We start from the raw sequence: 24287 nt of genomic DNA, 5'->3' as shown, positions 1-24287 counted from the left end.
TTCAGCCTGAATAGCCACAAGGGCGACGACCGTTATTGTTTCATTAACCGGTCTGGGTATACTCCAATACGGCGTCGTATGTCGGGAGGGGAATCCGGCGCGTTGTTCCCGCCCCAGGGCAGGGATGACGCAGGCGCGCGTTGCCAAAACATCACCGCAATTCCGGAGAGAACCAAACATGCATACCGCTTCCACGCTTGCCCGCGTCACCGCCCTGGCCGTCGGCATCGCCGGTGTCCTGGCCGTCGGCCACGTCCACGCTGCCGCCTTCCAGCTGAAGGAAAACAGCGCCAAGGGCCTCGGCCGCGCGTTTGCCGGTTCCGGCAGCGCCGAGGGCGACGCCTCCATCATCGCCGTCAACCCGGCCGGCATGCGCCAGCTCGAGGGCATGCAGGTCCAGGGCGACCTGAGCGCCATCAGCTTCTCGGCCAAGTTCAAGGGCACGGGCCGCAACGGCGCAGGCCAGCCGCAGACCGGCGGTGACGGCGGCGACGCCGGCATGATCGCCCCGGTTCCGGCGGCGTACTTCCACATGCCGATCGGCGAACAGGCCCACTTCGGCGTGTCGCTGACCGCACCGTTCGGTTTCAAGACCGAATACGACAACGGCTGGGTGGGTCGCTACAGCGGCATGAAGACCGACCTGAAGGCGATCGACCTGGGCTTTGCGGCCTCGTATGACGTCAACCCGTACGTGTCCTTCGGCGCGTCGGTGTTCGTTGAGCACCTGACCATCGAGCTGAGCAACAACATCGACTTCGGTGCCGCCCTGGCCGGCCGCGTGCCGGGTTACGCCCCGGGCAGCTCCGATGGCAAGCTGACCGTGGAAGGTGACAACAACGCCGTGGGCTGGACCGTCGGTGGCTTGTTCAGCCCCGATGAAAACACCCACATCGGTATCAGCTACCGCTCCAAGGTCGAGCACAAGATCACCGGCGGTGATGCCACCTTTGACAAGTCTGCGCAGGTCGCCACCATCCTGGCCGCGACCCAGCCGGGCCAGTTCATCGACACCAGCGGCAAGGCCACCTTGACCCTGCCGGCCTCGGCCACCTTCAGCGTGACCCACAACGTCAACGACCGCTGGACCGTGATGGGTGACGTCACCCGCACTGCCTGGTCGACCGCGTTCGACAAGGTCACCATCGACTACGCCTCGGCGCAGGCCGATTCGGTGCTGGAGTTCGGCTACCGCGACACCACCTTCGTGTCCCTGGGTACCGACTACAAGCTGAGCGATACCGTCACCCTGCGCGGCGGTATCGCGCTGGACCAGACCCCGACCACCAACGCCCACCGCGACGTGCGCGTGCCGGATACCAGCCGCAAGTGGCTGTCGCTGGGCGTGGGCTGGACCCCGTCGGCGAACCTGGAATACAACTTCGGTTATACCCACCTGTTCACCAGCGATCCGGACGTGCGCATCGGCCCGACCACCAACAACCAGGGCAACTCGCTGGTTGGCAAGTACAAGGTCCGCGGCGACGTGCTGGCCGCTTCGGTCAACTACAAGTTCTGATCGACGTAGCCGCACCCGTTGTTTCACTGCAGAAGGCCCCGCGAAAGCGGGGCTTTTTGTTTTCCGCCGGTAGAGCCGACCGTTGGTCGGCTGCCCCTGACACGCCCCTGATGCCCGCCTCAGCAGGTAGGCGCGCGCCCCGCCGCATACCGCACTCCCTGCCGCAGCTGCGCCAGGAACTGCGGATTGCCATACACCGCCTCGTCGTGGCCAAGGCCGGTGTACCAGCTGCGGCCGCCCCCGAACCGATGGCACCAGGTGATCGGATGGTCCGCGCCCATGCTGCCGCCTTCGTAGCGCCGCTCGTCCACCGTAGCCACCACCTGCACGCGGCCGCGTGGGTTGTCGCGGTAGTTGTAGAGCTCGTCGCGGATCGGCCATGGCGTGCCGTGCGCGCGGCCGTCGCGCTCGGGCTGCACCTGCGTGTCCTGCAGGCCGGGCGGATGCGCCTTGAACCACGCGCCCACCAGCTGTCCATACCAGGGCCAGCCGTATTCGGTATCGGCGGCCGCATGCACGCCGACGAAGCCGCCGCCACGGCCGATGAAATCTTCCAGCGCGGCCTGCTGGTCGGCGTCGAGCACATCGCCGGTGGTGCTGGCGAACACCACCACGCGGTAGCGGGCCAGATTGGCGGCGGTGAACGCACCGGGGTCTTCGCTGTGGTCGGCGACCATGCGCTCGTCGGTGGCCAGCGTCTGCAGCGTGGCCACGGCCGTGGGGATGGACTCGTGCCGGAACCCGGCGGTGTGGGTGAACACCAGCATCCGCTCGGGTGGCCCAGCAATGGCCTGCGCGATGCCGAGCAGGAGCACGGGAAGCAGCAGGGTTGTCCGAAGGAGGGTGCGCATGTGCGGATGATGGCACAGCGACAAGGGGCCGGCGGGATGGCGTGCAGCCACTCATGGGGTGGCTCTACCCCCTGCGGGGGCGCGAAAAAAAAACCCCGCTTTCGCGGGGTTTTTCGTCCAACACATGCTGCCGCGGATCAGTCGCCCAGGGTCAGCAGCGAGGCGTTGCCACCGGCGGCCGTAGTGTTCACGGTGACGGTCTTTTCGGTGGCAAAGCGCAGCAGGTAGTGCGGGCCGCCGGCCTTGGGGCCCGTGCCGGACAGGCCCTGGCCGCCGAACGGCTGCACGCCGACCACCGCGCCGATCTGGTTGCGGTTGACGTACACGTTGCCCACGTTGATGCGCGAGGAAATGCGGTCCACGGTTTCATCGATGCGCGAATGCACGCCCAGGGTGAGGCCGTAGCCGGTGGCGTTGATCTGGTCGATCACCGCATCCAGCTGGTCGCCCTTCCAGCGGATCACGTGCAGTACCGGCCCGAAGATCTCCTTGTGCAGCTGGTCCAGGTTCTTCAGTTCGTACGCACGCGGCGCGAAGAAAGTGCCATGCGCGGCAGCTTCGTCGAGTTCGGCCGCGGCGATCAGGCGCGCTTCCTTCTCCATGCGCACGGCGTGGTCCTGCAGGATCTGCAGCGCGTCGGCATCGATCACCGGGCCCACGTCGGTGGACAGCAGGCCCGGGTCGCCGACCTTCAGTTCAGCCATCGCACCGGACAGCATGGTCATCACCTTGTCGGCGATGTCGTCCTGCACGAACAGCACGCGCGCGGCCGAGCAGCGCTGGCCGGCCGAGGTGAAGGCCGAACCGATGGCGTCCTTGACCAGCTGTTCCGGCAGCGCCGAGGAGTCGGCGATGAAGGCGTTCTGGCCGCCGGTTTCGGCGATCAGCACGCCAATGGCGGCATCGCGTGCGGCCATCGCGCGGTTGATCGCGCGGGCGGTGTCGGTGGAGCCGGTGAAGGCCACGCCGGCCACGCGCGGGTCGGCGGTGAGCGCGGCACCGACGGTGGCGCCGTCGCCCGGCAGGAACTGCACCACGCCTTCGGGCACGCCGGCGTCGAGCAGCAGCTTCACTGCGTAGTAGCCGATCAGGTTGGTCTGTTCGGCCGGCTTGGCGATCACGCTGTTGCCGGCGGCAAGCGCGGCGGCCACCTGGCCCAGGAAGATCGCCAGCGGGAAGTTCCACGGGCTGATGCAGACGAACACGCCGCGGCCATGCAGCTGCAGTTCGTTGGACTCACCGGTGGGGCTGGGCAGCTTTTCGGCGTGGCCGAACTGCTCGCGCGCCTGCTTTGCGTAGTAGCGCAGGAAGTCGACCGCTTCGCGCACTTCGGCGATGCCGTCGGGCAGGCTCTTGCCGGCTTCCTTGACGCACAGCGCCATGAACTCGGGCATGCGCGCTTCCAGCTGGTCGGCGGCGTGTTCCAGGATCGCCGCGCGGCTGGCGGCCGGCGTGCGGTTCCAGGCCGGCTGCGCGGCCACGGCATTGGCCAGCGCCTTCTCGACGGTGGCGCTGTCGGCCGGCTGCCACTGGCCCACCACCTGGCGCGTGTCGGCCGGGTTGGTCACGTTCAACAGCGCGCCGGTCGGGCTGGCACCGGGCACCAGCGGCGCGGCCTTCCACGGCTTCACGGCGGCGTTGAGCTGCTCGGCCAGCGCGCGCAGGTCATTGTCGTTGGCAAGATTGACGCCCATGGAATTGGTCCTGTCATGGTTCTGGCTGCGCAGCAGGTCGACCGGCAGCGGGATTTTCGGGTGGGGAATGGACGCGAACGAGGACACCGCCTCGACCGGATCGCGGATCAGGTCGTCGATGGCCACCGCGTCGTCGGTGATGCGGTTGACGAAGCTGGAGTTGGCGCCGTTTTCCAGCAGGCGGCGCACCAGGTACGGCAGCAGGTCTTCGTGCGAACCGACCGGTGCGTACACGCGGCACGGCACGTTCAACCGATTGGCCGGCACCACTTCGGCGTACAGGTCATCGCCCATGCCGTGCAGCTTCTGGTGCTCGTACTGGCCCCCCTTTGCGATCGCCTTCACCGCGGCAATGGTGTGCGCGTTGTGGGTGGCGAACATCGGGTACAGCGCGTCGGCATGCGAGAACAACCGCTTGGTGCACGCCAGGTAGGACACGTCGGTATTCTGCTTGCGGGTGAACACCGGGTAGGCCGGCAGACCGTCGATCTGCGCGCGCTTGATTTCCGCATCCCAGTACGCGCCCTTGACCAGGCGCACCTGCAGGCGGCGACCGATGCGACGGGCCAGGTCGGCCAGGTAGTCGATCGTGTACGGGGTGCGCTTCTGGTAGGCCTGCACGACCACGCCGAAGCCTTCCCAGCCGCTCAGCGAGGCATCGCTGACGACCGCTTCGATGATGTCCAGCGACAGTTCCAGGCGGTCGGTTTCCTCGGCGTCCACGGTGCAGCCGATGCCGTAGGACTTGGCCAGCTGCGCCAGTTCCAGCACGCCCGGGACCAGGTCGGCCATCACGCGCGCGCGCTTGGCATGCTCGTAGCGCGGGTACAGCGCCGACAGCTTGATCGAGATGCCCGGGGCCGCGTTGACGTCGCCGTCCGGGCGGCCGCCACGGGCCTTGTGGTCGCCACCGATGGAGTGGATCGCACGGCGGTAGTCTTCCAGGTAACGCTTGGCGTCCTTCATGGTCAGCGCGCCTTCGCCGAGCATGTCGAACGAATAGCGGTAGCTGGCGTTGTCGCCCTTGTGCGAGCGCGACAGCGCCTCGTCGATGGTGCGGCCCATGACGAACTGGTGGCCCATGATCTTCATCGCCTGGCGCACGGCCAGGCGGATCACCGGCTCACCCACGCGGCCGATCAGGCGCGCGAACGCACCCGGCACGTCGGCGCGGGTGGCGTCGTTGATCTGCACCAGGCGGCCGGTGAGCATCAGGCCCCAGGTGGAGGCGTTGACCAGCACCGAGTCGCTGCCGCCCATGTGCTTCTTCCAGTCGGCATCGCCCAGCTTGTCGCGGATCAGCTTGTCGGCGGTGTCCTGGTCGGGAATGCGCAGCAGCGCCTCGGCCACGCACATCAGCAGCACGCCTTCCTCGCTGCCCAGGTCGTACTGGCGCATGAAGGCTTCGATCGCGCCCTGGTCCTGGGCACGCACGCGCACGCGCTTGACCAGGTCGGCGGCGGTGGCCTGCACCTGCGCCTGTTCGTCGGCCGGCAGGCGCGCCTGCGCCAGCAGCTCGCGCACGTGGCTGGCCTCGTCCTTCATCCAGGCATCGGTGATGGCCTGGCGGAACGCAGGGGGAGGCGTGCGCAGCTCAGGCGACAGCAGCGGCGGACGGAGAGCGCCGGACGGGGCCGGGGCAGGAATCGGTGCGGAAGGTGCGGTCATGCCGGTTGGCTCGTGGAGAACTTGACCATTTTAATCGTTTTTTGGTGCTTGGAAGCACTTTGACGGTGCCGCCTGATCACAGTCATAGCCTTTCATACAAAGGGATTCGGCGGGAACGAGGCGGGCCCTGAATAGTGTGCTGATTTCGTCAAAAGTGCCGCCGGACCTCATGCTGTGTTGCACCATTCCTGAAAACGTGAATGGACCCTTGCTACTGTCGCGAGTGCAGGGCTACCATCGAGACGTTTCCCGCAGCAGGAATTGCGTCCCCCACAGGCGCTCCATGCCCCCGCTGTTCGTCCTGCTGTTTGCTGTGTTGAAGGTCCCGGAGCGCGAGGTCATCCCCGCCGCCGGGTAGCTGCCGAACTGCGTCACCGCCCTGAATGGGCACGGTGCCGCGCCGGTGGCGAGAAGGACCGCTCGGGGCCAATCCACCGGCCCGGAAAACCAGAAGGCTTGCTCGCGGCCCGCAATGGCTGCAACCGACGACGCTAAGGGTCTAGGCAATGAAGCAACGCAGAAAGTGGGGCAGGACGTTCGCAACAGCAACAATGAGCGGGGCAGCACTGCTGGCGCCCGCATTGGCGTGGGCCCAGGCGGCCGACCCCAAACCGTGGCAGTTGAACATGGGCAAGGGGGTGACCCAGAGCGCGCGGTTGGCGTGGGAATCCAACCTGTTCTCGCTGTGGGTGTGCACCGTGATCGGCGTGATCGTGTTCGGCGCGATGTTCTACGCCATGTTCAAGTTCCGCAAATCCAAGGGCGCGGTCGCGGCCACCTTCAGCCACAACACCAAGGCCGAGGTCATCTGGACGGTGATCCCAGTGATCATCCTGGTGGTGATGGCCTGGCCGGCCACGGCCAACCTGATCAAGTTCTACGACACCCGCGATTCGGAAATGACCGTGAAGGTCACCGGCTACCAGTGGATGTGGAAGTACGAATACCTCGGTGAGGACGTCACCTTCACCAGCCGCCTGGACCGCGAGTCCGACCGCGTGCGGCAGAGCGGCACGGTGCCCACGCTGGCATCGCACCCGCATTACCTGCTGGAAGTGGACAACCGGCTGGTGTTGCCGGTGGATACCAAGGTGCGCTTCGTGATCACCTCCGACGACGTCATCCACGCGTGGTGGGTGCCGGCGCTGGGCTGGAAGCAGGATGCCATTCCCGGCTTCATCAACGAGGCCTGGACCAACATCGAGACGCCCGGCGTCTACCGCGGCCAGTGCGCCGAGCTGTGCGGCAAGGACCATGGCTTCATGCCCATCGTGGTGGAAGCAGTGTCCAAGGAGGACTTCCAGAAATGGCTGGCCTCACGCAAGCCCGCACCGGCACCTGCGCCGGCAGCGACGCCTGCAGCACCGGCACCCGCCGATGCCGCGCCTGCCGCCGCCCCGGAGGCCACGCCTCCGCCGTCGGCACCGGCAGCAGCGGGCAGCAACGCCTGAAATCGAGCTGCGCCTGCCACCCGGCAGGCGTGGGTACCACCGGATCCAGTGAGGTGTAGTTGCGATGGCGCATTCCGCAGTTGACCACGATGGGCACCACGGGCATCAGCAGAGCTTCGTGGAGCGTTGGTTGTTCTCGACCAACCACAAGGACATCGGCACGCTCTACCTGCTTTTCAGCTTCATCATGTTCATCATCGGCGCGGCCATGAGCGTGGTCATCCGCGCCGAGCTGATGCAACCGGGCCTGCAGTTCGTCAAGCCCGAGTTCTTCAACCAGATGACCACCGTGCACGCCCTGGTGATGATCTTCGGCGGCGTGATGCCGGCCTTCGTCGGCCTGGCCAACTGGATGATCCCGCTGCAGATCGGCGCGCCGGACATGGCGCTGCCGCGCATGAACAACTGGTCGTTCTGGCTGCTGCCGGTGGCCTTCAGCCTGCTGCTGGTCACCCTGTTCCTGCCCGGTGGTGCGCCTGCCGGTGGCTGGACGCTGTACCCGCCGCTGTCGCTGCAGGGCGGCTACAACGTGGCCTTCAGCGTGTTCGCCATCCACGTGGCCGGCATCAGTTCGATCATGGGCGCGATCAACATCATCGCCACCGTGCTCAACATGCGCGCGCCCGGCATCGACCTGCTGAAAATGCCGATCTTCTGCTGGGCCTGGCTGATCACCGCCTTCCTGCTGATCGCGGTGATGCCGGTGCTGGCCGGTGCGGTGACCATGCTGCTCACCGACAAGTTCTTCGGCACCAGCTTCTTCAACGCGGCCGGCGGCGGCGACCCGGTGATGTTCCAGCACATCTTCTGGTTCTTCGGGCACCCGGAGGTGTACATCATGATCCTGCCGGCGTTCGGCGTGGTCAGTGAAATCATCCCCACCTTCAGCCGCAAGCCGCTGTTCGGCTACCAGGCCATGGTCTACGCGGTGGCGGCGATTGCCTTCCTGTCGTTCATCGTCTGGGCCCACCACATGTTCACCGTGGGCATGCCGCTGGGCGGCGAAATCTACTTCATGTTCGCCACCATGCTGATCTCCATCCCGACCGGGGTGAAGGTGTTCAACTGGGTGAGCACCATGTGGCGCGGTTCGCTCACCTTCGAAGCCCCGATGCTGTGGGCGGTGGCCTTCGTGATCCTGTTCACCATCGGCGGCTTCTCCGGGCTGATGCTGGCGATTGTGGTGGCCGACTTCCAGTACCACGACACCTACTTCGTGGTGGCGCATTTCCACTACGTGCTGGTCACCGGCGCGGTGTTCGCGCTGATCGCCGCGGTCTACTACTGGTGGCCGAAGTGGACCGGGCGGATGTACAGCGAGAAGTGGGCCAAGTTCCACTTCTGGTGGTCGATCGTGTTCGTGAACCTGCTGTTCTTCCCGCAGCACTTCCTGGGCCTGGCCGGCATGCCGCGCCGTATTCCCGATTACAGCGTGGCGTTCGCCGACTGGAACCTGATCAGCTCGATCGGTGCGTTCGGCATGTTCGCCACGCCCTTCATGATGGCCGCGATCCTGCTGCACTCGCTGCGCCACGGCGAAAAGGCCACCGACCGGGTCTGGGAGGGCGCGCGCGGGCTGGAGTGGACGCTGCCGTCGCCGGCACCGGCGCACACCTTCACCACGCCGCCGGTGATCCGCCCGGGCGACCTGGCCCATGACGACATCACCCACTGAGGTGGCCATGACGAACGCTCCCAACAACGTGGACATGCAGGCCCTGCAGCGCCGCCGCGCGCACCGCACCGCCTGGAAGATCGGGCTGGTGGCGGTGGCGGTGTACGTCGGTTTCATCCTGACCGGGGTGATCGGGCGATGAGCGACACCGGCCCGGCCGTTCCCGCACGCACAGCGGGTCTGCCCCGCCTGATCGGGGTGGCGCTGGCCGTGTTCGTGCTGACCTTCTCGCTGGTGCCGCTGTACCGCATCGCCTGCGAAAAGGTGTTCGGCGTGCGCCTGGAGCGCGGTCCCGGGGCCGCGGCGGCGGGCGTCACCGCACCGGGCAAGCGCACCGTGCGGGTGGAGTTCGACGGCGGGGTCAATTCCAAGCTGCCGTGGGCGTTCCATCCCGAACAGCTGACCATGGATGTGGTGCCGGGCGAGCTCAACGAGGCGCTGTACTACGCCCGCAACGACAGCGACCGCGCGCTGGTGGGCAGCGCGGTGCCGTCGGTGGCACCGGCCAAGGCGTCGGGCTACTTCAGCAAGACCGAATGTTTCTGCTTCACCGCGCAGACCCTGCAGGCCGGCGAAAAGCGCGACATGCCGGTGCGCTTCATCGTCGACCCGGACCTGCCGGCCAACATCAAGACCATCACCCTGTCCTACACCTTCTACAAGAACGACGCGTTGTCGGCGCAGTTGCCTGCCGCCGTGGCGGCAACAGCCAACGCACACGCTGCTCCCTAGATACGCACCGGACCCCAAGACCATGGCCCAGCAAAGCCCCGATGCCAACGTGTACTTCGTGCCCACGCACAGCAAATGGCCGTTCATCGGTTCCATCGCGATGATGGTGACCATGGTGGGCGTGGCCAGCTGGCTCAATGATTCCGGCTGGGGCAAGTGGACCTTCTACGCCGGCATCGCGATGCTGGTGCTCACCCTGTTCTGGTGGTTCAGCGACGTGGTGCGCGAGTCGCAGGCCGGCAACTACAACCGCCAGGTGGACGGTTCGTTCCGGATGGGCATGGTGTGGTTCATCTTCTCCGAAGTGATGTTCTTCGGTGCGTTCTTCGGCGCGCTGTTCTACACCCGCAACCTGGGCCTGCCGTGGCTGGGCGGCGAGGGCGACGGGGTGATGACCAACGAACTGCTGTGGGATGGCTATTCCGCCGCGTGGCCCACCAATGGCCCCGGCAGCATCGGCGGCCACTTCCAGACCATTCCGGCCTGGGGCCTGCCGCTGATCAACACGCTGATCCTGCTCACCTCCGGCGTCACCCTCACCATCGCCCACCACGCGCTCAAGGCCGGCAACCGCCGCCAGCTGCTGGTCTGGCTGGGCCTGACCGTGGTGCTGGGCGTGTTCTTCCTGACCCTGCAGGCCGAGGAATACATCCACGCCTACAAGGAACTCAACCTCACCCTGGGCTCGGGCATCTACGGCTCCACGTTCTTCATGCTCACCGGCTTCCACGGTGCGCACGTGCTGCTGGGCACCATCATGCTGGGGGTGATGTGGCTGCGCTCGGCCAAGGGGCACTTCACCCGCGACAACCACTTCGGCTTCGAAGCGGCGGCCTGGTACTGGCACTTCGTCGACGTGGTGTGGCTGATGCTGTTCCTGTTCGTCTACGTGCTGTAGCGTCGGGGCGACACCTGCCGCACCTGTCCAGGTGCGGCGTCAGTGGAACGCGGTCAACCGCCGATGCCGTGGGGTTTGATCCAGCCGCTGTAGATGCCGATGGCCACCAGCACGATCAGCGCCACCGACACCGCGATGCGGCGGGTGAGCGCATTGACGGTGCGCTTGGTCTGGCCGCGATCGACCAGCAGGTAATACAGCCCGGCGCCCAGATTCCAGACGATGACGATCAGAAACGCGATTACCAGCAGGGTCTTCAACGAATCATTCATGCGCGGCTCGATGGCAGGGCGGGTACGCCTATATCACCGCGTTTGGCCGCCGTTGTCATGATGCGAAAGCACACACGCCCGATCGGCTGGGTGGCCGCGGTACTGGTGATCACCGGTTTCTGCCTGCTGGGCCACTGGCAGCTGCAGCGCATGCATGAAAAGCAGGCGCTGCTCGACCAGCAGGTGCCGGCGCATGCGCAGGCGCTGAGCCTGGCCGCCGCGCTGTCGGCGCCGCCCACGTTGCGCTGGGTGGAAGACCACGGGCAGTACCTGCCCGGCACCGTGCTGCTGGACAACCAGACCCGCGAGGGCCGCGCCGGTTTCAAGCTGTATCAGCCTTTCCTGAGCGAGGGTGGCGCGCGCGCGCTGGTCGACCTGGGCTGGCAGCCGATGCCGCCCGACCGCGTGCTGCCGCCCCTGCAGCCTCCACACGGCCACGCCCGCATCGCCGGGCTGCTGGCGCCGCCACCGGCCAGCGGCATCGCCCTGGGCCCGGCCTTGGCCACCACCGTGCAGCCAGGGATCTGGCTGGCCAACCGCATGCCCCCGGACGAGGTGGCGCGCGCGCTGGGGCTGCCCGCCGGCAGCCTGCCCACCCGCGTGCTGCGGCTGGACCCTTCGCTGCCCGGCGGCTACGCCCGCGACCTGGACCTGTTGCCCAACACGCTGCCGCCCAGCCGTCACCTGGGCTATGCGGTGCAGTGGTTCGGGCTGGCGTTGACCGTGCTGGTGGTCGCGCTGGTACTGGAGCTGCGTTCGCGCCGCCGCGTTTCCCCCGACTCCCGGCGCTGACCGCCCCAACGTGAGAAAATGCCACCCATGAATGCCACTTCCCCGGAACGGCTGTCCCCGCGCTCACGCGGCCGCTGGACGCTGATCGCCCTGTTCGGCCTGTTCTTCGGTGCGATGGCGCTGGCCGGCGTGCTGCGCTTCTCGGGATGGCAGCCCACCGCGCACCGCAACAGCGGCCAGTTGCTGCAGCCCCCCGCCGATCTGCGCGCGCTGCCGCCCACGCTGGCCAATGGCCAGCCGTATGCATGGAATCCGGAAGCGCGCACCTGGCGCATCCTGGTGGCCCCGTCTGCCGGCTGTACAAGCGCGTGCGTCACTTTGTCGCAGGGATTGGGCAAGGTGTGGCAGCTGTTCGGGCATAACGCCGATAATGTCGAGATCCTGTGGCTGGGCACGCCGCCGGCCGAGGTCCTGGGCGTGCCCGCATTGCGCGTGCTGCGCGACCAGCCAGACCTGCGTGCCGCATTGCCCGCCGTGGATGACCCTGCCGGCACGCCGGTGTATGTGATCGATCCCAACGGTTTCGTGATCATGCGCTATGCGCCGGGATTCGATATGGCCGGTCTGCGCAAAGACCTGGCCACGCTGCTGAAACTGAAGTGAGTTGTTTAGATGAGCCTCTCCGCACGCCCGGTGCTGCACCGCAATTTCCACCGTCTGGCGTGGTTTGCGCTGATCATGACCGCCAGCACGATCATGTTCGGTTCGTTCGTGCGCCTGTCTGATGCCGGCCTGAGCTGCCCGGACTGGCCCACCTGCTATGGCCGCGTCACCTGGCCGCAGCACGCCGCCGACGTGGTGGGTCACGAAGCGGCCAAGATCCGCCCGCTGGAAACCCACAAGGCGTGGCGCGAGCAGGTGCACCGCTTCCTGGCCGGCGCGCTCGGCATCGAGATCCTCACCCTGGCGCTGCTGGCCACGCGCCGCCGTCGCTGGGGCAGCACTGCCGTGGTCACCGCCTGCGTGCTGGTGGCCACCGGCATACCGCTGTACATGATGGGCATGCACGTGCCGGCCAGCATCCTGGCGATCATCGGCGAGGTCATCCTGCTGGTGGCCGCGCTGCGCTGGAACAACATCGACCTGGCCCGCGCCGCGTTGCTGACCCTGGCGGTGGTGATCTTCCAGGCGTTGCTGGGCATGTGGACGGTGACCTGGCTGCTCAAGCCGATCGTGGTGATGGGCCATCTGCTGGGGGGCATGCTGATGTTCGGCCTGCTGGTGTGGATGGCATGGCGTGCCACGCACATGCCGATCACTCTGGTGGAAGCACCGAAGCTGAAGTGGCTGATCCGCGCCGGCGTGGCCGTGCTGGTGCTGCAGATCGCGCTGGGCGGCTGGGTCAGCGCCAACTACGCCGCGCTCGCCTGTGGCGGCGGCAGTGCATCGCTGGACAACTTCCCCCGCTGTGTCAGCCAGTGGTGGCCACAGCACGATTTCAAGGAAGGCTTCACCCTGTGGCGCGGTATCGGCGTGGACTACGAAGGCGGCGTGCTCGATGGCGCCTCGCGGATTGCCATCCAGATGGCGCACCGCATGATGGCGATCGTGGTGGCCGTGTACCTGCTGTGGCTGTCGGTGCGCCTGTTCAAGCTGCCGAGCATGCGCGGCTGGGCGAGCGCGCTGGGCCTGCTGGTGGTGGCGCAGATCACGCTCGGCATTCTCAACGTGAAGCTGGCGGTGCCGCTGGAAGTGGCCGTGGCCCACAGTGGCGGCGCGGTGGCGTTGTTGTTCGTGCTGGTCACGCTGCTGGCGCGCCTGCGTGCGCCGGACGCGGACGGCAAAGCCGGTAGCACCGCTTCTGCCGTGCAGGCAGGCTGACGGCATGGCCAGTTATCGTCAGTACTGGGACCTGACCAAGCCCAAGGTCGTCGCCCTCATCGTCTTCACCGCGCTGGTCGGCATGTTCCTGGCCATCCCGGGGCTGCCCACCGCGCAGCAGGCGCTCGACGGCACGCTCGGTTTCCTCGGCATCTGGCTGGCCGCTTCGGCTGCCGCGGCCATCAACCAGTTGCTGGATGCGCGCATCGACGCGCAGATGGCGCGCACTTCGTGGCGCCCACTCGTGGTGGGCAAGGTCAAGCCGTGGCAGGTGCTGGTGTTTGCGGGGCTGCTGATTGCCCTGTCGATGACCATCCTGGTGGTCTGGGTCAACGTCATCACCGCCGTGCTGACCTTCGCCTCGCTGATTGGTTACGCGGTGATCTACACCGTGTACCTCAAGCGCGCGACCTCGCAGAACATCGTCATCGGCGGCCTGGCCGGCGCCACCCCGCCGATGCTGGGCTGGGCCGCGATCACCGGCATGCAGGGCCCGTGGGACTGGGCCTACGCATCGCTGCTGGTGCTGATCATCTTCATCTGGACCCCGCCGCATTTCTGGGCGCTGGCGATCTTCCGCCGCGAGGATTACGCCAAGGCCGAGATCCCGATGCTGCCGGTGACCCACGGCGTGGCGTATACCCGCAAGTCGATCATGGTGTATTCGATCGCGCTGGCCGTGGTGAGCATCCTGCCGGTGGTCTTCGGCATGAGCGGCATGTTCTACCTCGGCGGTGCGATCGTGCTCAACGCGGTCTTCCTCTGGTATGCGTGGCGCATGCTGAACCCGCCGGATGAAATCTTCTCGATGAAGATGTTCGGTTACTCCATCGTCTACCTGATGGCGCTGTTCGCCTTCCTGATGGTGGACCACTGGATGCTGCCCTGGTTGTAGGGTGCCGTACCGACCAACGGTCGGTACCTACCTGGGCGCTGATGGCGCCCACCCGCGGTAGGTCACGACCGTTGGTCGTGACGCGCCAACCCGTGCGCTGCGACACATTGAATTTCCCGCAAATGTCGCCATTGCTTTCATGACCGAACAGGACGTGACGGCATGAAACGATGGATGCGACGCGCAGTACTGGCCATGACCCTGCTGTGCAGCGCGGCGATTGCCGCGCCTGCACCCGATGAGACGGCTACGCAGATCATGCGGCACGCCGGCGACCACCGCCTGGTCGTGCTCGGCGAATATCACGGCACTGCCGAAACGCCGCTGCTGGTGGCCGACCTGATGGAGCGCTACAGCCGCAACACGGCCGCCGTGCGGCTGGGGCTGGAACTGCCGATGAGCGAGAACGTCGCCCTGGCGCGCTACCTGCGCTCGGATGGTGGTGCCGACGCGCGCGAGACGCTGCGCACGTCGCCGTTCTGGGTGGTCAAGGACGATCAGCATGACGGCCGGCGCAGCCGCGACATGCTCGCGCTGATCGAGGCCGTCCGTGTGTTGCGGGCCCAGGGCCGCGATGTCGGCGTGGCCGGCTATGACAACGAAACCGGCGCCTCCACCAGCAGTGACCAGCGCGATGCGGCCATGGCCGCGCACCTGCGCCAGCAGTTCAATGCGTTGCCTGCCGATGCACGGATGCTGGTGCTGACCGGCAACGTGCATGCCATGCGCACCCGGTCGGCCGATGCGCCCCCAGAGATGCAGAAGACGATGGCCGCGTACCTGCTGGACCTGCCGCTGTACAGCGTGCGTCTGGAAGCGCTGCGCGGCCATTTCTGGGCGTGTTTTCAGCCGTGCCGCGCGGTGCCGCTGATCGAGCGTCCGCCGCGCGCGGCGAAAGAAGATACAGACGCGGATCGGCAGTACGACCTGTGGATATGGATGCCCGCGTTGAGCGTTGCCACCCTGACCGATCGCTGAGGTTACGCCGCTCGCGGCGGACACGACCCCAGTATTGCGCCACGGATGTTGCGTGCGCCGCGGCGATGCACGGTGGGTCCGGTAGGGTCGTTTCCCAAACGACTGCCGACCGTGCGTGCCGGCCGATAGTGAGCATGACGCACATCGGAGCGTGCCTTGGATACCGTGGCAAACGCGCCTCTCCGGCTCAGGTCACGCTGACATCGCGCCGATCCACGGTATCGGCAGTCGTTTGGGAAACGACCCTACCGAAGCCATGTACGCGAACCTTGCGTGATTCAATTCGGGCGGACGGTTGGCACCGGGTCAATGGGATCGCGCGCATACCGCTGCGCGATCATCGCGCAGACGATCAGCTGGATCTGGTGGTAGATCATGATCGGCAGCACGATCGCGCCCAGGCTGCCGCCGGCGAACAGTACCTTGGCGATCGGGACGCCGGTGGCCAGGCTCTTCTTGGAGCCGCAGAACAGGATGGTGATCTCGTCTTCGCGGTTGAAGCCGAGCCGGCGTGCGATGAAGCGGATCAACGGCATCGCGATGCCGAGCAGGACGGCGGCAACAATGGCCACGGTGAACAGCGACACCAGCGGCGTCTTGCTCCACAGCCCTTCGCTGACCGCTTCGCCGAATGCCGAATACACCACCAGCAGGATGGTGGCCTGGTCGGTGTAGCGCAGCAGCGCGCGCTGGCGTTCCACCCAACCGGCAATCCACGGGCGCAGCAGGTGGCCGGCCACGAACGGCACCAGCAACTGCAACATGATGCTGGCGATGGCCTGCACCGGGTTGTGCATGCCGCCCTCGGTGCCGGCGAGCAGGGCCAGCAGCAAGGGGGTGAGGAAGACGCCGAGGATGCTCGACAGCGAGGCGCTGCACACCGCCGCCGGCACGTTGCCGCGCGCCATCGAGGTGAAGGCGATGGACGACTGCACCGTGGACGGCAGCGCACACAGGAACAGCACGCCGATGTACAGCTCGGGCGTGAGCAGCCAGCCATCGAGCGGTTTGAACAGCAGCCCCAACAGCGGGAACAGCACGAAGGTGCAGGCCAGGATGGTCAGGTGCAGGCGCCAGTGCAGCACCCCGGCCACGATCGACTCACGCGGCAGCCGCGCGCCGTGCAGGAAGAACAGCAGGGCAATGGCCACGTCGGTGACATCGTCGAGCACCATCGCCGCCGCGCCGTGCATCGGCAGTAGCGAGGCCAGCAGCACGGTGCAGAGCAGGGCGAGGGTGAAGTTGTCCGGCCGCAGGCGCGACCACCAGGGCTTCATGCGCGGCATGCTCCTGTGAGGGGGAAAAGTGAGGGGTGAAACGCGCGCTGACTCAACGCGCAGCAGCCTGTTCGAGCAGGGCGCGGGTAGGCGCTTCCAGCGAGGTCATGCCGGCATCGCGACCCAGCTGCAGGGCCTGATCGACCGGGGCGCCATCGCGTGCCCGCACCAGGGCCAGCAGCGCACCGGCGCGGTTGCCGGAGGCGCAATGCACCAGCACCGGGCCGCTGCTCTGCGCCAGTGCCGTGCGCAGCGCGTGCGCATTGGCGTCGGTCAGGCCGGCAGCGCCGGCCACCGGAATGCGGACGTAGCGCAGGCCCAAGCGTTCGGCGGCGGCGGTTTCATCGAAGCCGCGGTCTTCATCGGGCTGGCGCAGGTCGATCACGGTGGTGACGCCCGCGTCGGCGGCTTGTTGCAACTGGGCGGCACTGGGCTGGCCGGCGCTGTACAGCTGGGGGCGCGGCTGCGCGAAGGGCAGCGTGTCGGCCACCGCAGGCAGTGCCATGGCCAGCAGGGCGGCGAGGGCGCCAAGGCGGACGTGGCGGGCGAAGGATGCGGCGGGGTTCACTCGGGGAGAGGCCACGGCTGCTCCGTTGGTCAGAAGCGGAGGGTGCTGCGCGCCTTGAGCAGTTCGCGCAGTTCGTACTTGTCAGTATCGTCCAGACCCTGCTGGCTCTGCTTTGCCTGAAGCTCATCCATGCGTTGCCGCATCAGCTGCTTTTCAAGCTGGGCCACCGCATCGTGCAGTTCTTCGGTCCACATCGCCTCGTCGCCCGGCTGGGTGTGGGCGGCCAGTTTCTGCAAGGAGGCCTGTTCCTCGCGCCCCTCGAAATGCTCCAGCAGTGCGCCGGTGGTGATGTCCGGGCGCTGTTCGACCAACCCCAGCAGCTCCAGCAGCAGTTCAATGCCGGGCAGGCGCAGGCCGTTGAAGTGGTGGCCTTCCAGGGTCATGGCCAGCGAGGGCTGCTGCAGCAGGATCGCAATGGCCGCGCGCACCAGGCTGCGGCGCTGGGTGGGCGCCACCGCACGCGGTGGTGGGCGCGAGGGCTGCGCCGATGCCGTGGGCCGGGCACCCAGCCCGGTGAGCGTGGTCAGCTGCTGCTTCATCAGGTCGCCGAAGGCGCCGTCGGGAATCTGCGCCAGCATCGGCTTGGCCCGCTCGGCCAGCCGCGCCTTGCCGTCCAGCGTGGCCATGTTGACCTCGCGGGTGAGCTCGTCGAAGAAGAACTGCGACAGCGGCGTGGCCTGCTTGAGGCGTTCGTCGAATGCGGCGCTGCCCTCCTTGCGCACGATGGTGTCGGGATCTTCGCCATCGGGCAGGAACAGGAAGAACGCCTGGCGGCCGTCCTTCATGCGCGGCAGCACCGATTCCAGCGCGCGCCAGCCTGCGCGGCGGCCGGCGGCGTCACCGTCGAAGCAGAAGAAGACGTCCGGCGCATTGCGGAACAGCAGCTCGGCATGGTCCGGCGTGGTGGCCGTGCCCAGCGTGGCCACCGCCTGGGTGACCCCGTACTGGAACAGCGAGACCACGTCCATGTAGCCTTCGACCACGATCAGCCGCTCGATCTTCTGGTTGGCCTGGCGCACCTGCCACAGGCCGTACAGTTCGCGGCCCTTGTGGAACAGCGCGGTCTCGGGCGAGTTGAGGTACTTGGGGCCGTCGTCCTTCTCCATGACCCGGCCGCCGTAGGCGATCACGCGGCCGCGGCGGTCGAAGATCGGGAACATCACCCGGTCGCGGAACTTGTCGTAGACATGGCCGCGATCATTCTTGGAAAACAGCCCGGCGCGGTCCAGCAGCTTCATGCGCCGCTCGTCCTTGCCCAGTGCGTCCTTCAACGCGCTGTAGCCATCGGGCGCATAGCCGATCGCGAACCGCGTGCGGTTTTCCTCGTCCACGCCGCGCTGGTCCAGGTAGGCGCGGGCCTTGTCGCTTTCCTCCAGCGATTTCTGGAAGAAGCGCGTGGCCGCATCCAGGGCCGAGTACAGCTCGCGGCTGTCGTCCTGCTGCTGGGCGGTGCGCGGCTGGGTATCGCGCGGCACTTCCATGCCCACGCGCTTGGCCAACTCATCAACCGCGTCGAGGAACTCGAGGCGGTCGTAATTCATCAGGAAGCTGATCGCGGTGCCATGCGCGCCACAGCCGAAGCAGTGGTAGAACTGCTTGGTGGGCGAGACCGTGAACGAGGCCGAACGCTCGTCGTGGAACGGGCAGCGTGCGGCGTATTCCTTGCCCTGGCGCTTCAGCGGCACGCGGCTGCCCACCACCTCGACAATGTCGGAGCGGGCCAGCAGGTCGTCGATGAATGCGTCGGGGATACGGGCCATGGGCAGCAGGCAGGTGGCGCGACCGGTGACGGCCACGCAGGGCAGCGGGGGACACCGCTAGTCTACTAGCTGCCGGTCGCTTCGCCCGGTTTGGGCACGGCGATGCCGGCCTGGGCCAGGTGGAAATGCGCGCGCAGGCGTTCATCGATGACCGCGGTCATCAGCGCGCCCACGAAGAACACCACCGTGGCGTAGTAGATCCACACCAGCGAGATCACCAGCGCGCCCATCGAGCCGTAGGCACTGCCTGGCGCGACGGTGGCGATGTACAGGCCGATGCCATAGCGGCCCAACGCGAACAGCGCCGAGGTGATCGCTCCGCCGATGAAGGCTTGTCGCCACGCCACGCGGCGGTCGGGCAGGTAGTGATACAGGAAGGCGAAGCCCACCGTGTACAGCGCCAGGCTGGTCAGGTAGCCGATGGCCGGCAGCACCGACGGCAACTGCGCGAAGGCCACCTGCAGCATGGTGGTGGCGGTCATCGACAGGATCAGCAGGAAGCCCAGCGCCAGCACCACGCCGAAGGAGAACACGCGCTTGCGCAGCCACGCCACGATGCCATCCAGGCGCTCGCCACTGGTGTTGAAGATCAGGTTCAGCGCGTTCTGCAGCTGGGCGAATACCGCCGTGGCACCGATGAACAGCAGCAGCGTGCTCCATACCCCGGCCAGCGAACCCACGTCGGGCTGGTTGTCGGCGTTCTTGAGCACGGTGTCGGCCACGGTGGCGGCACTGCTGCCGGCCACATCGTTGATCTGGGTGATCAGCGCCTGTTGCGCCGGCGGATACAGCGAGGCGGTGAGCCACAACAGCAGCACCAGCAGCGGCGCCATCGACAGCAGGGCGTAGAAGGAGACCGAAGCGGCCTGGGTGAGCACGTCGATCTCGACAAAGCGCTTGCCCACGGCCATCGGGAAGCTGCGTTGCAGCCGGTCGACATACTTGCGCAGGCGCGGCGGCACGCCGGCGTGGGCGGGCGAGGGATCGGCGTCGGGGGTGGGGGCAGGCGGCAGTGAAGACATGCGCCCGATTTTTGCAGGCCCGGGTCGAAGGCGGGGTGAAGCGGTGCGCGCGGCGGTGCGCGTGCATGCGTGCATAGGTGCGTGCACCGACCAACGGTCGGTGCCTACCGGGCTTCGGTGCCTACCGGGATCCGGATGACGGGCATCCGGCGAGGCAGGTAGCGACGGTGGGTCGCTACCTGGCCCGATCAGCCTGCCAGCTGCTGCTTGACCAGCTTGGACACCAGGCCCATGTCGGCCTGGCCGGCGAGCTTGGGCTTCAGTGCGCCCATCAGCTTGCCGATGTCGGCCGGGCTGGCCGCGCCGGTTTCGGCGATGGCGGCCTGGATGGCGGCCACGATCTCGGCCTCGCCCAGCTTGGCCGGCAGGTACTGGTCGATGACCAGGATCTCTTCGCGCTCGATCACGGCGAGGTCTTCACGGTTGGCCGCTTCGAACTGGCTGACCGAATCCTTGCGCTGCTTGACCATCTTTTCCAGCACGGCCAACGCGGTGGCGTCGTCCAGCTCGATGCGCTCGTCCACTTCCTTGCGCTTGATGTCGGCCAGCATCAGGCGGATCACGCCCAGACGGTGCTTCTCGCCGGCCTTCATGGCGGCCTTCATGTCATCGGTGAGCTGCTGTTTCAGGCTCATGGAACACCTCGTATTCGGTCAAAAGGGCGGAAAGGGGCGCCAAACGACTGGAACGCAAAAAGCCGGCAACGCTCGCGCGTTCCGGCTTCGGCTCCGCCACGACAGACCAGCGGCCTGTCGCATCGAAGTTGCGTCCGACTCAGTACAGGCGCTGACGCTTGGTGACGTCGCGCGACGACCGGCGCAGCTGACGCTTCACAGCAGCAGCAGCTTTACGCTTGCGCTCCTGGGTCGGCTTTTCATAGAACTCGCGCTTGCGGGTTTCGGCCAGCACGCCGGCCTTTTCGCAGGTGCGCTTGAAGCGACGGAGCGCAAACTCGAAGGGCTCGTTCTCGCGGACTTTAACGCTGGGCATGGAATCTCCGGGACACAGTAGAACCGGGTCACGCCCGGTGAGAGCCGCACATTATAGCGGCGACAAAAGAAGTTGCAACCCACCCCGGCAAACTTCTTGGCCACAGGTGGTGTCAGGTGGGCTGGCGGTAACGCTGCCGGGGCCTCAGCGGTCCATAATACCCGGTATGCGAGTCCTTGGTATTGAATCTTCCTGTGATGAGACCGGCGTGGCGGTGTACGACACCGCCCTGGCCGGCCCGGACGCCCTGCGCGCCCATGCGGTCTATAGCCAGATCGCCCTGCACGCCGAGTACGGCGGGGTGGTGCCTGAACTGGCCAGCCGCGACCACGTGCGCAAGCTGCTGCCGCTGATCCGCCAGACCCTGGCCGAGGCCGGGATGGGCGTGGCCGACATCGACGGGGTGGCCTATACGGCCGGCCCCGGGCTGGTCGGTGCGCTGCTGGTGGGGGCGGGCGTGGCCCGCTCGCTGGCCTGGGCGCTGGAGGTGCCGGCGGTTGGCGTACACCATATGGAAGGGCATCTGCTGGCCCCACTGATGGAAGACGACCCGCCGCAGGCCCCGTTCGTGGCGCTGCTGGTGTCTGGCGGGCATACCCAGCTGGTGGCGGTGGACCGGATCGGCCAGTACCGCCTGCTGGGCGAGACCCTGGACGATGCGGCCGGCGAGGCCTTCGACAAGACCGCCAAGCTGATGGGCCTGCCGTACCCGGGCGGCCCGCAGCTGGCGGCGCTGGCCGAGCGCGGTACCCCGGGCAAATACAAGTTCACCCGCCCCATGACCGACCGGCCCGGGCTGGATTTCAGCTTCTCCGGCCTGAAGACCCAGGTGCTGCTGGCCTGGCGCGACAGCGACCAGAGCGAGCAGACCCGCGCCGACATCGCCCGGGGCTTTGAAGATGCCGTGGTGGACACCCTGGCCATCAAGTGCGAGCGCGCGCTGGATGAAGCCGGCACCGATGTGATCGTGGTGGCTGGCGGGGTAGGGGCCAACAAGCGGCTGCGCGCCAAGCTGCAGCAGATGGCGGCCCGCCGCGGCGGCCGTGCCTGCTTCCCGCGCCCGTCGCTGTGCACCGACAATGGCGCGATGATCGCCTTCGCCGGCGCGCTGCGGCTGGAAGCCGGCCAGCACAACCCGCCGCAGGTGCAGGTCACCCCGCGTTGGGACATGGCGACGCTGCCGGCGGTGTAGGCGGAGTTGGGCGCTTCGTTCCAGATTCGGATCGCGCTGATCGAACCGCCTGCACTGGCTTGGTAAGGTTGCTACGTGCGCCACCGGGATCCGCTTTCGGGGAAACCCGATTCTCCCGGGGACAATGGTGTTGCACGAAGGGCTCCGAATGGGGCCCTTCGTGTTTACTCCGGTGCGCCTGCAAGAGAGCGTACGGTGCGAATCCACTGCGCATTGCATTGCAGTTCTGCCACCCCGGGCTTGCCGCTGTCGTTGCCATCACGTAGCGTCATCATGACGTGCCACCGGGACATGCGGATGGGTGATCCCTATCTCCCCCCGGGGACAAGGTGGTAAGCAAAGGGCCCCGCGGGGCCCTTTGTCTTTGGGCGTCTCCGACCGCATTTGCCCCCGGTTCCCGGCACGTTCCGGCCCGCGCCGTTACCATGTTCGGCATCTTCCACGTGGCATGGCTATGGACAAGGTATTCATCGAAGGGCTCGAGATCGATGCCCTGATCGGCATCTACGACTGGGAACGGCGGATCCGCCAGACCCTGCGGTTCGATCTGGAAATGGGCTTCGACAACCGTCGCCCGGCGGCCAGCGACGACATTGCCGATACCCTCAACTACAAGGCCGTGAGCAAGCGCATCGAGCAGTTCGTGCGCGAGTCCGATTTCGGCCTGGTCGAAACCCTGGCCGAGCGCATCGCCGAGATCGTGCTGCGTGAGTTCAAGGTGGAGTGGCTGCGCCTCAAGCTGAGCAAGCCCGGCGCCGTGCGCGGCGCGCGCGCGGTAGGCGTGATCATCGAACGCAGCGCCTCCTGACCGGGCGCTGCCCACCGTAGTGCCGGGCTCTGCCCGGCAACCCCCAAATCTGGAGACCTCAACAAGATGCTGGATGCGGTAGTAGCAACCCGTTGGCTGGACGACCTGCAGCGAACCCTCGAACCCTGGCCGTGGGCCTACACCGCCGCGGTGCTGTGCCTGCTGGCGCTGGCTGCGTGGCTGGCCAACTTCGTCACCAAAAAGATCCTGCTGCGCGGCCTGCGCGGGTTGATCAACCGGCTGCCCGGCGGGACCGCCCAGGGCGGGCGCGGCAGCAACGTGATGCGGGTGGTGTCGCGGTTGTCCAACGTGGTGCCCAGCCAAGTCATTGCCGCCGGCATCACCGTGGTGCCCGACCTGCCCGCGCCGCTGGTGGCCTTCGTCATCGGCGCCTGCCAGGCCTGGGCGATCCTGACCGTGGCGCTGGCGATCTCGCACGCGCTGGACGCGGCCAACGACATCTACGAGCGCCGCCCCGACGCGCGCAACAAGCCGATCAAGGGCTACCTGCAGGTTGGCAAGATTGTCATCTTCGTCATTGCCGGGCTGTCGATCGTGGCCACCCTGGCCGGCGTTGACCTGCGCTACCTGGTCACCGGTCTGGGCGCGGCCACCGCCGTGCTGATGCTGATCTTCCAGGACACCATCCTGTCGCTGGTGGCCAGCGTGCAGATCAGCGGCGACGGCCGGGTGCGGCTGGGCGACTGGATCGAGATGCCCAGCCAGAACGCCGACGGCGACGTCATCGACATCGCCCTGCACACCATCACCGTGCAGAACTTCGACAAGACTATCACCACCATCCCGACCAAGAAGCTGGTCACCGAGTCGTTCAAGAACTGGCGCGGCATGCAGGAGGCCGGCGGACGCCGGATCAAGCGCGCGCTGTACCTGGACCAGCACAGCGTGGGCTTCGTCGATGCGCCGATGCTGGCCGAGCTGGAACAGTTCGCGGTGCTCGGTGAGTACCTGCGCGAGAAGCAGAGCGAACTGCAGCAGTGGAACGCCCAGCTGCAGGCCAAGGGCGTGGCGGCGGTGAATGCGCGGCGGGTGACCAACCTGGGCACGTTCCGCGCGTATGTGGAGCGCTACCTGCGCCAGCATCCCGGCATCCATACGGACATGACGCTGCTGGTACGGCAGCTGCAGCCGACCACCGAAGGCCTGCCGCTGGAGATCTACTGCTTCACCCGCACCACCGCGTGGGGCGAGTACGAGGGCATCCAGTCGGACGTGTTCGACCACCTGCTGGCCACGCTGCCGGCCTTCGGGCTGCGCGTGTTCCAGGCGTCCAGTGACGCGATGTTGATGGCCGGCCAGCAGCGCGTGGCCGCTGCAGAGTAAGCTCCTGTGCCCCCGCCACCGCGCTCACGGTGGCGGGGTTCTTCCCCCGGGGAAGAAAAATGAACGCCAAAATCATTCAC

General features: G+C 66.9%; 23 protein-coding genes. 14 read left to right on the top strand and 9 right to left on the bottom strand.

All coding sequences use genetic code 11. The features are described 5' to 3' along the window. Positions 1–178 precede the first annotated feature (178 nt). Positions 179–1519, top strand: a complete 1341-nt coding sequence (locus AC1DCJ_RS04910) for an outer membrane protein transport protein (protein WP_478070262.1) — start codon at positions 179–181, stop codon at positions 1517–1519. 119 nt (positions 1520–1638) lie between these two features. On the opposite strand, the gene AC1DCJ_RS04905 is transcribed toward AC1DCJ_RS04910, so the two are convergent. Both AC1DCJ_RS04905 and putA read right to left on the bottom strand, forming a co-directional pair. Continuing rightward, positions 1639–2370 carry a ThuA domain-containing protein gene (locus AC1DCJ_RS04905; RefSeq protein WP_478070261.1) on the bottom strand — a complete coding sequence of 244 codons (732 nt, stop codon included), beginning with the start codon at positions 2368–2370 and terminating at the stop codon, positions 1639–1641. Between the two features lie 137 nt (positions 2371–2507). Then, positions 2508–5732 (bottom strand): bifunctional proline dehydrogenase/L-glutamate gamma-semialdehyde dehydrogenase PutA, encoded by a 3225-nt coding sequence (gene putA / locus AC1DCJ_RS04900; RefSeq protein ID WP_478070260.1) that lies wholly within the window; start codon positions 5730–5732, stop codon positions 2508–2510. A gap of 506 nt (positions 5733–6238) precedes the next feature. Between putA and coxB the strand changes: the two genes are divergently transcribed. The 5 genes from coxB (at position 6239) to AC1DCJ_RS04875 (ending at position 10488) form a co-directional block, all read left to right on the top strand. Further along, positions 6239–7183 (top strand): cytochrome c oxidase subunit II, encoded by a 945-nt coding sequence (gene coxB, locus AC1DCJ_RS04895; protein ID WP_392732280.1) that lies wholly within the window; start codon positions 6239–6241, stop codon positions 7181–7183. Between the two features lie 64 nt (positions 7184–7247). After that, positions 7248–8858 (top strand): cytochrome c oxidase subunit I, encoded by a 1611-nt coding sequence (gene ctaD, locus AC1DCJ_RS04890; protein ID WP_038690929.1) that lies wholly within the window; start codon positions 7248–7250, stop codon positions 8856–8858. A gap of 7 nt (positions 8859–8865) precedes the next feature. Then, a complete protein-coding gene (locus AC1DCJ_RS04885) occupies positions 8866–9000 on the top strand; it encodes a hypothetical protein (RefSeq protein ID WP_275133788.1) in 135 nt (44 codons plus the stop codon). Next, the gene (locus tag AC1DCJ_RS04880; protein WP_141058603.1) at positions 8997–9590 is read left to right on the top strand and encodes a cytochrome c oxidase assembly protein; all 594 of its coding nucleotides are present in this window, start codon (positions 8997–8999) and stop codon (positions 9588–9590) included. The genes AC1DCJ_RS04885 and AC1DCJ_RS04880 overlap by 4 nt, the downstream gene beginning before the upstream one ends. Before the next feature lie 22 nt (positions 9591–9612). Beyond that, a complete protein-coding gene (locus tag AC1DCJ_RS04875; protein WP_038690925.1) occupies positions 9613–10488 on the top strand; it encodes a cytochrome c oxidase subunit 3 in 876 nt (291 codons plus the stop codon). 53 nt (positions 10489–10541) lie between these two features. Here AC1DCJ_RS04875 and AC1DCJ_RS04870 read toward each other — a convergent pair whose 3' ends face one another. Continuing rightward, positions 10542–10760: a twin transmembrane helix small protein gene (locus AC1DCJ_RS04870; RefSeq protein WP_421570294.1), complete on the bottom strand. Its 219-nt coding sequence runs from the start codon at positions 10758–10760 to the stop codon at positions 10542–10544. A 57-nt stretch (positions 10761–10817) separates the two neighbouring features. Between AC1DCJ_RS04870 and AC1DCJ_RS04865 the strand changes: the two genes are divergently transcribed. The 5 genes from AC1DCJ_RS04865 to AC1DCJ_RS04845 all read left to right on the top strand — a co-directional run bounded on the left by AC1DCJ_RS04865 (position 10818) and on the right by AC1DCJ_RS04845 (position 15246). Then, positions 10818–11552: an SURF1 family protein gene (locus AC1DCJ_RS04865; protein ID WP_478070259.1), complete on the top strand. Its 735-nt coding sequence runs from the start codon at positions 10818–10820 to the stop codon at positions 11550–11552. Positions 11553–11579: 27 nt separating this feature from the next. Further along, positions 11580–12155 carry an SCO family protein gene (locus tag AC1DCJ_RS04860; RefSeq protein WP_141058601.1) on the top strand — a complete coding sequence of 192 codons (576 nt, stop codon included), beginning with the start codon at positions 11580–11582 and terminating at the stop codon, positions 12153–12155. Between the two features lie 9 nt (positions 12156–12164). Continuing rightward, a complete protein-coding gene (locus tag AC1DCJ_RS04855; RefSeq protein ID WP_478070258.1) occupies positions 12165–13373 on the top strand; it encodes a COX15/CtaA family protein in 1209 nt (402 codons plus the stop codon). Positions 13374–13377: 4 nt separating this feature from the next. Then, a complete protein-coding gene (cyoE, locus tag AC1DCJ_RS04850) occupies positions 13378–14268 on the top strand; it encodes a heme o synthase (protein WP_313425744.1) in 891 nt (296 codons plus the stop codon). A gap of 162 nt (positions 14269–14430) precedes the next feature. Next, positions 14431–15246, top strand: coding sequence for a calcium-binding protein (locus tag AC1DCJ_RS04845; protein WP_478070257.1), 816 nt, complete (start codon positions 14431–14433; stop codon positions 15244–15246). Between the two features lie 278 nt (positions 15247–15524). Here the strand turns inward: AC1DCJ_RS04845 and AC1DCJ_RS04840 are convergent, their stop codons facing one another. The 6 genes from AC1DCJ_RS04840 to rpsU all read right to left on the bottom strand — a co-directional run bounded on the left by AC1DCJ_RS04840 (position 15525) and on the right by rpsU (position 20863). Further along, on the bottom strand, positions 15525–16523 hold the full coding sequence (locus AC1DCJ_RS04840) for a bile acid:sodium symporter family protein (protein WP_478070256.1): 999 nt from the start codon (positions 16521–16523) through the stop codon (positions 15525–15527). Positions 16524–16575: 52 nt separating this feature from the next. Next, complete coding sequence (locus AC1DCJ_RS04835; RefSeq protein ID WP_478070272.1) at positions 16576–17028, bottom strand: protein tyrosine phosphatase family protein; 453 nt, start codon at positions 17026–17028, stop codon at positions 16576–16578. Positions 17029–17120: 92 nt separating this feature from the next. Further along, positions 17121–18851 carry a DNA primase gene (gene dnaG / locus AC1DCJ_RS04830; RefSeq protein ID WP_141058598.1) on the bottom strand — a complete coding sequence of 577 codons (1731 nt, stop codon included), beginning with the start codon at positions 18849–18851 and terminating at the stop codon, positions 17121–17123. 65 nt (positions 18852–18916) lie between these two features. Continuing rightward, complete coding sequence (locus AC1DCJ_RS04825; protein ID WP_392732288.1) at positions 18917–19873, bottom strand: YihY/virulence factor BrkB family protein; 957 nt, start codon at positions 19871–19873, stop codon at positions 18917–18919. Positions 19874–20061: 188 nt separating this feature from the next. Continuing rightward, on the bottom strand, positions 20062–20508 hold the full coding sequence (locus tag AC1DCJ_RS04820) for a GatB/YqeY domain-containing protein (protein WP_038690903.1): 447 nt from the start codon (positions 20506–20508) through the stop codon (positions 20062–20064). A 139-nt stretch (positions 20509–20647) separates the two neighbouring features. Continuing rightward, complete coding sequence (gene rpsU, locus AC1DCJ_RS04815; RefSeq protein ID WP_002808376.1) at positions 20648–20863, bottom strand: 30S ribosomal protein S21; 216 nt, start codon at positions 20861–20863, stop codon at positions 20648–20650. A gap of 166 nt (positions 20864–21029) precedes the next feature. Between rpsU and tsaD the strand changes: the two genes are divergently transcribed. The 3 genes from tsaD (at position 21030) to AC1DCJ_RS04800 (ending at position 24207) form a co-directional block, all read left to right on the top strand. After that, positions 21030–22055 (top strand): tRNA (adenosine(37)-N6)-threonylcarbamoyltransferase complex transferase subunit TsaD, encoded by a 1026-nt coding sequence (gene tsaD / locus AC1DCJ_RS04810; RefSeq protein ID WP_038690893.1) that lies wholly within the window; start codon positions 21030–21032, stop codon positions 22053–22055. Positions 22056–22509: 454 nt separating this feature from the next. After that, a complete protein-coding gene (gene folB, locus AC1DCJ_RS04805) occupies positions 22510–22863 on the top strand; it encodes a dihydroneopterin aldolase (protein WP_038690891.1) in 354 nt (117 codons plus the stop codon). 66 nt (positions 22864–22929) lie between these two features. Further along, positions 22930–24207: a mechanosensitive ion channel family protein gene (locus AC1DCJ_RS04800; protein WP_141058596.1), complete on the top strand. Its 1278-nt coding sequence runs from the start codon at positions 22930–22932 to the stop codon at positions 24205–24207. The last annotated feature ends 80 nt before the right edge of the window (positions 24208–24287 follow it).

The sequence above is a fragment of the Stenotrophomonas sp. 10N36 genome, assembly GCF_056395005.1.
This window is presented reverse-complemented; position numbering and strand designations above follow the sequence as displayed.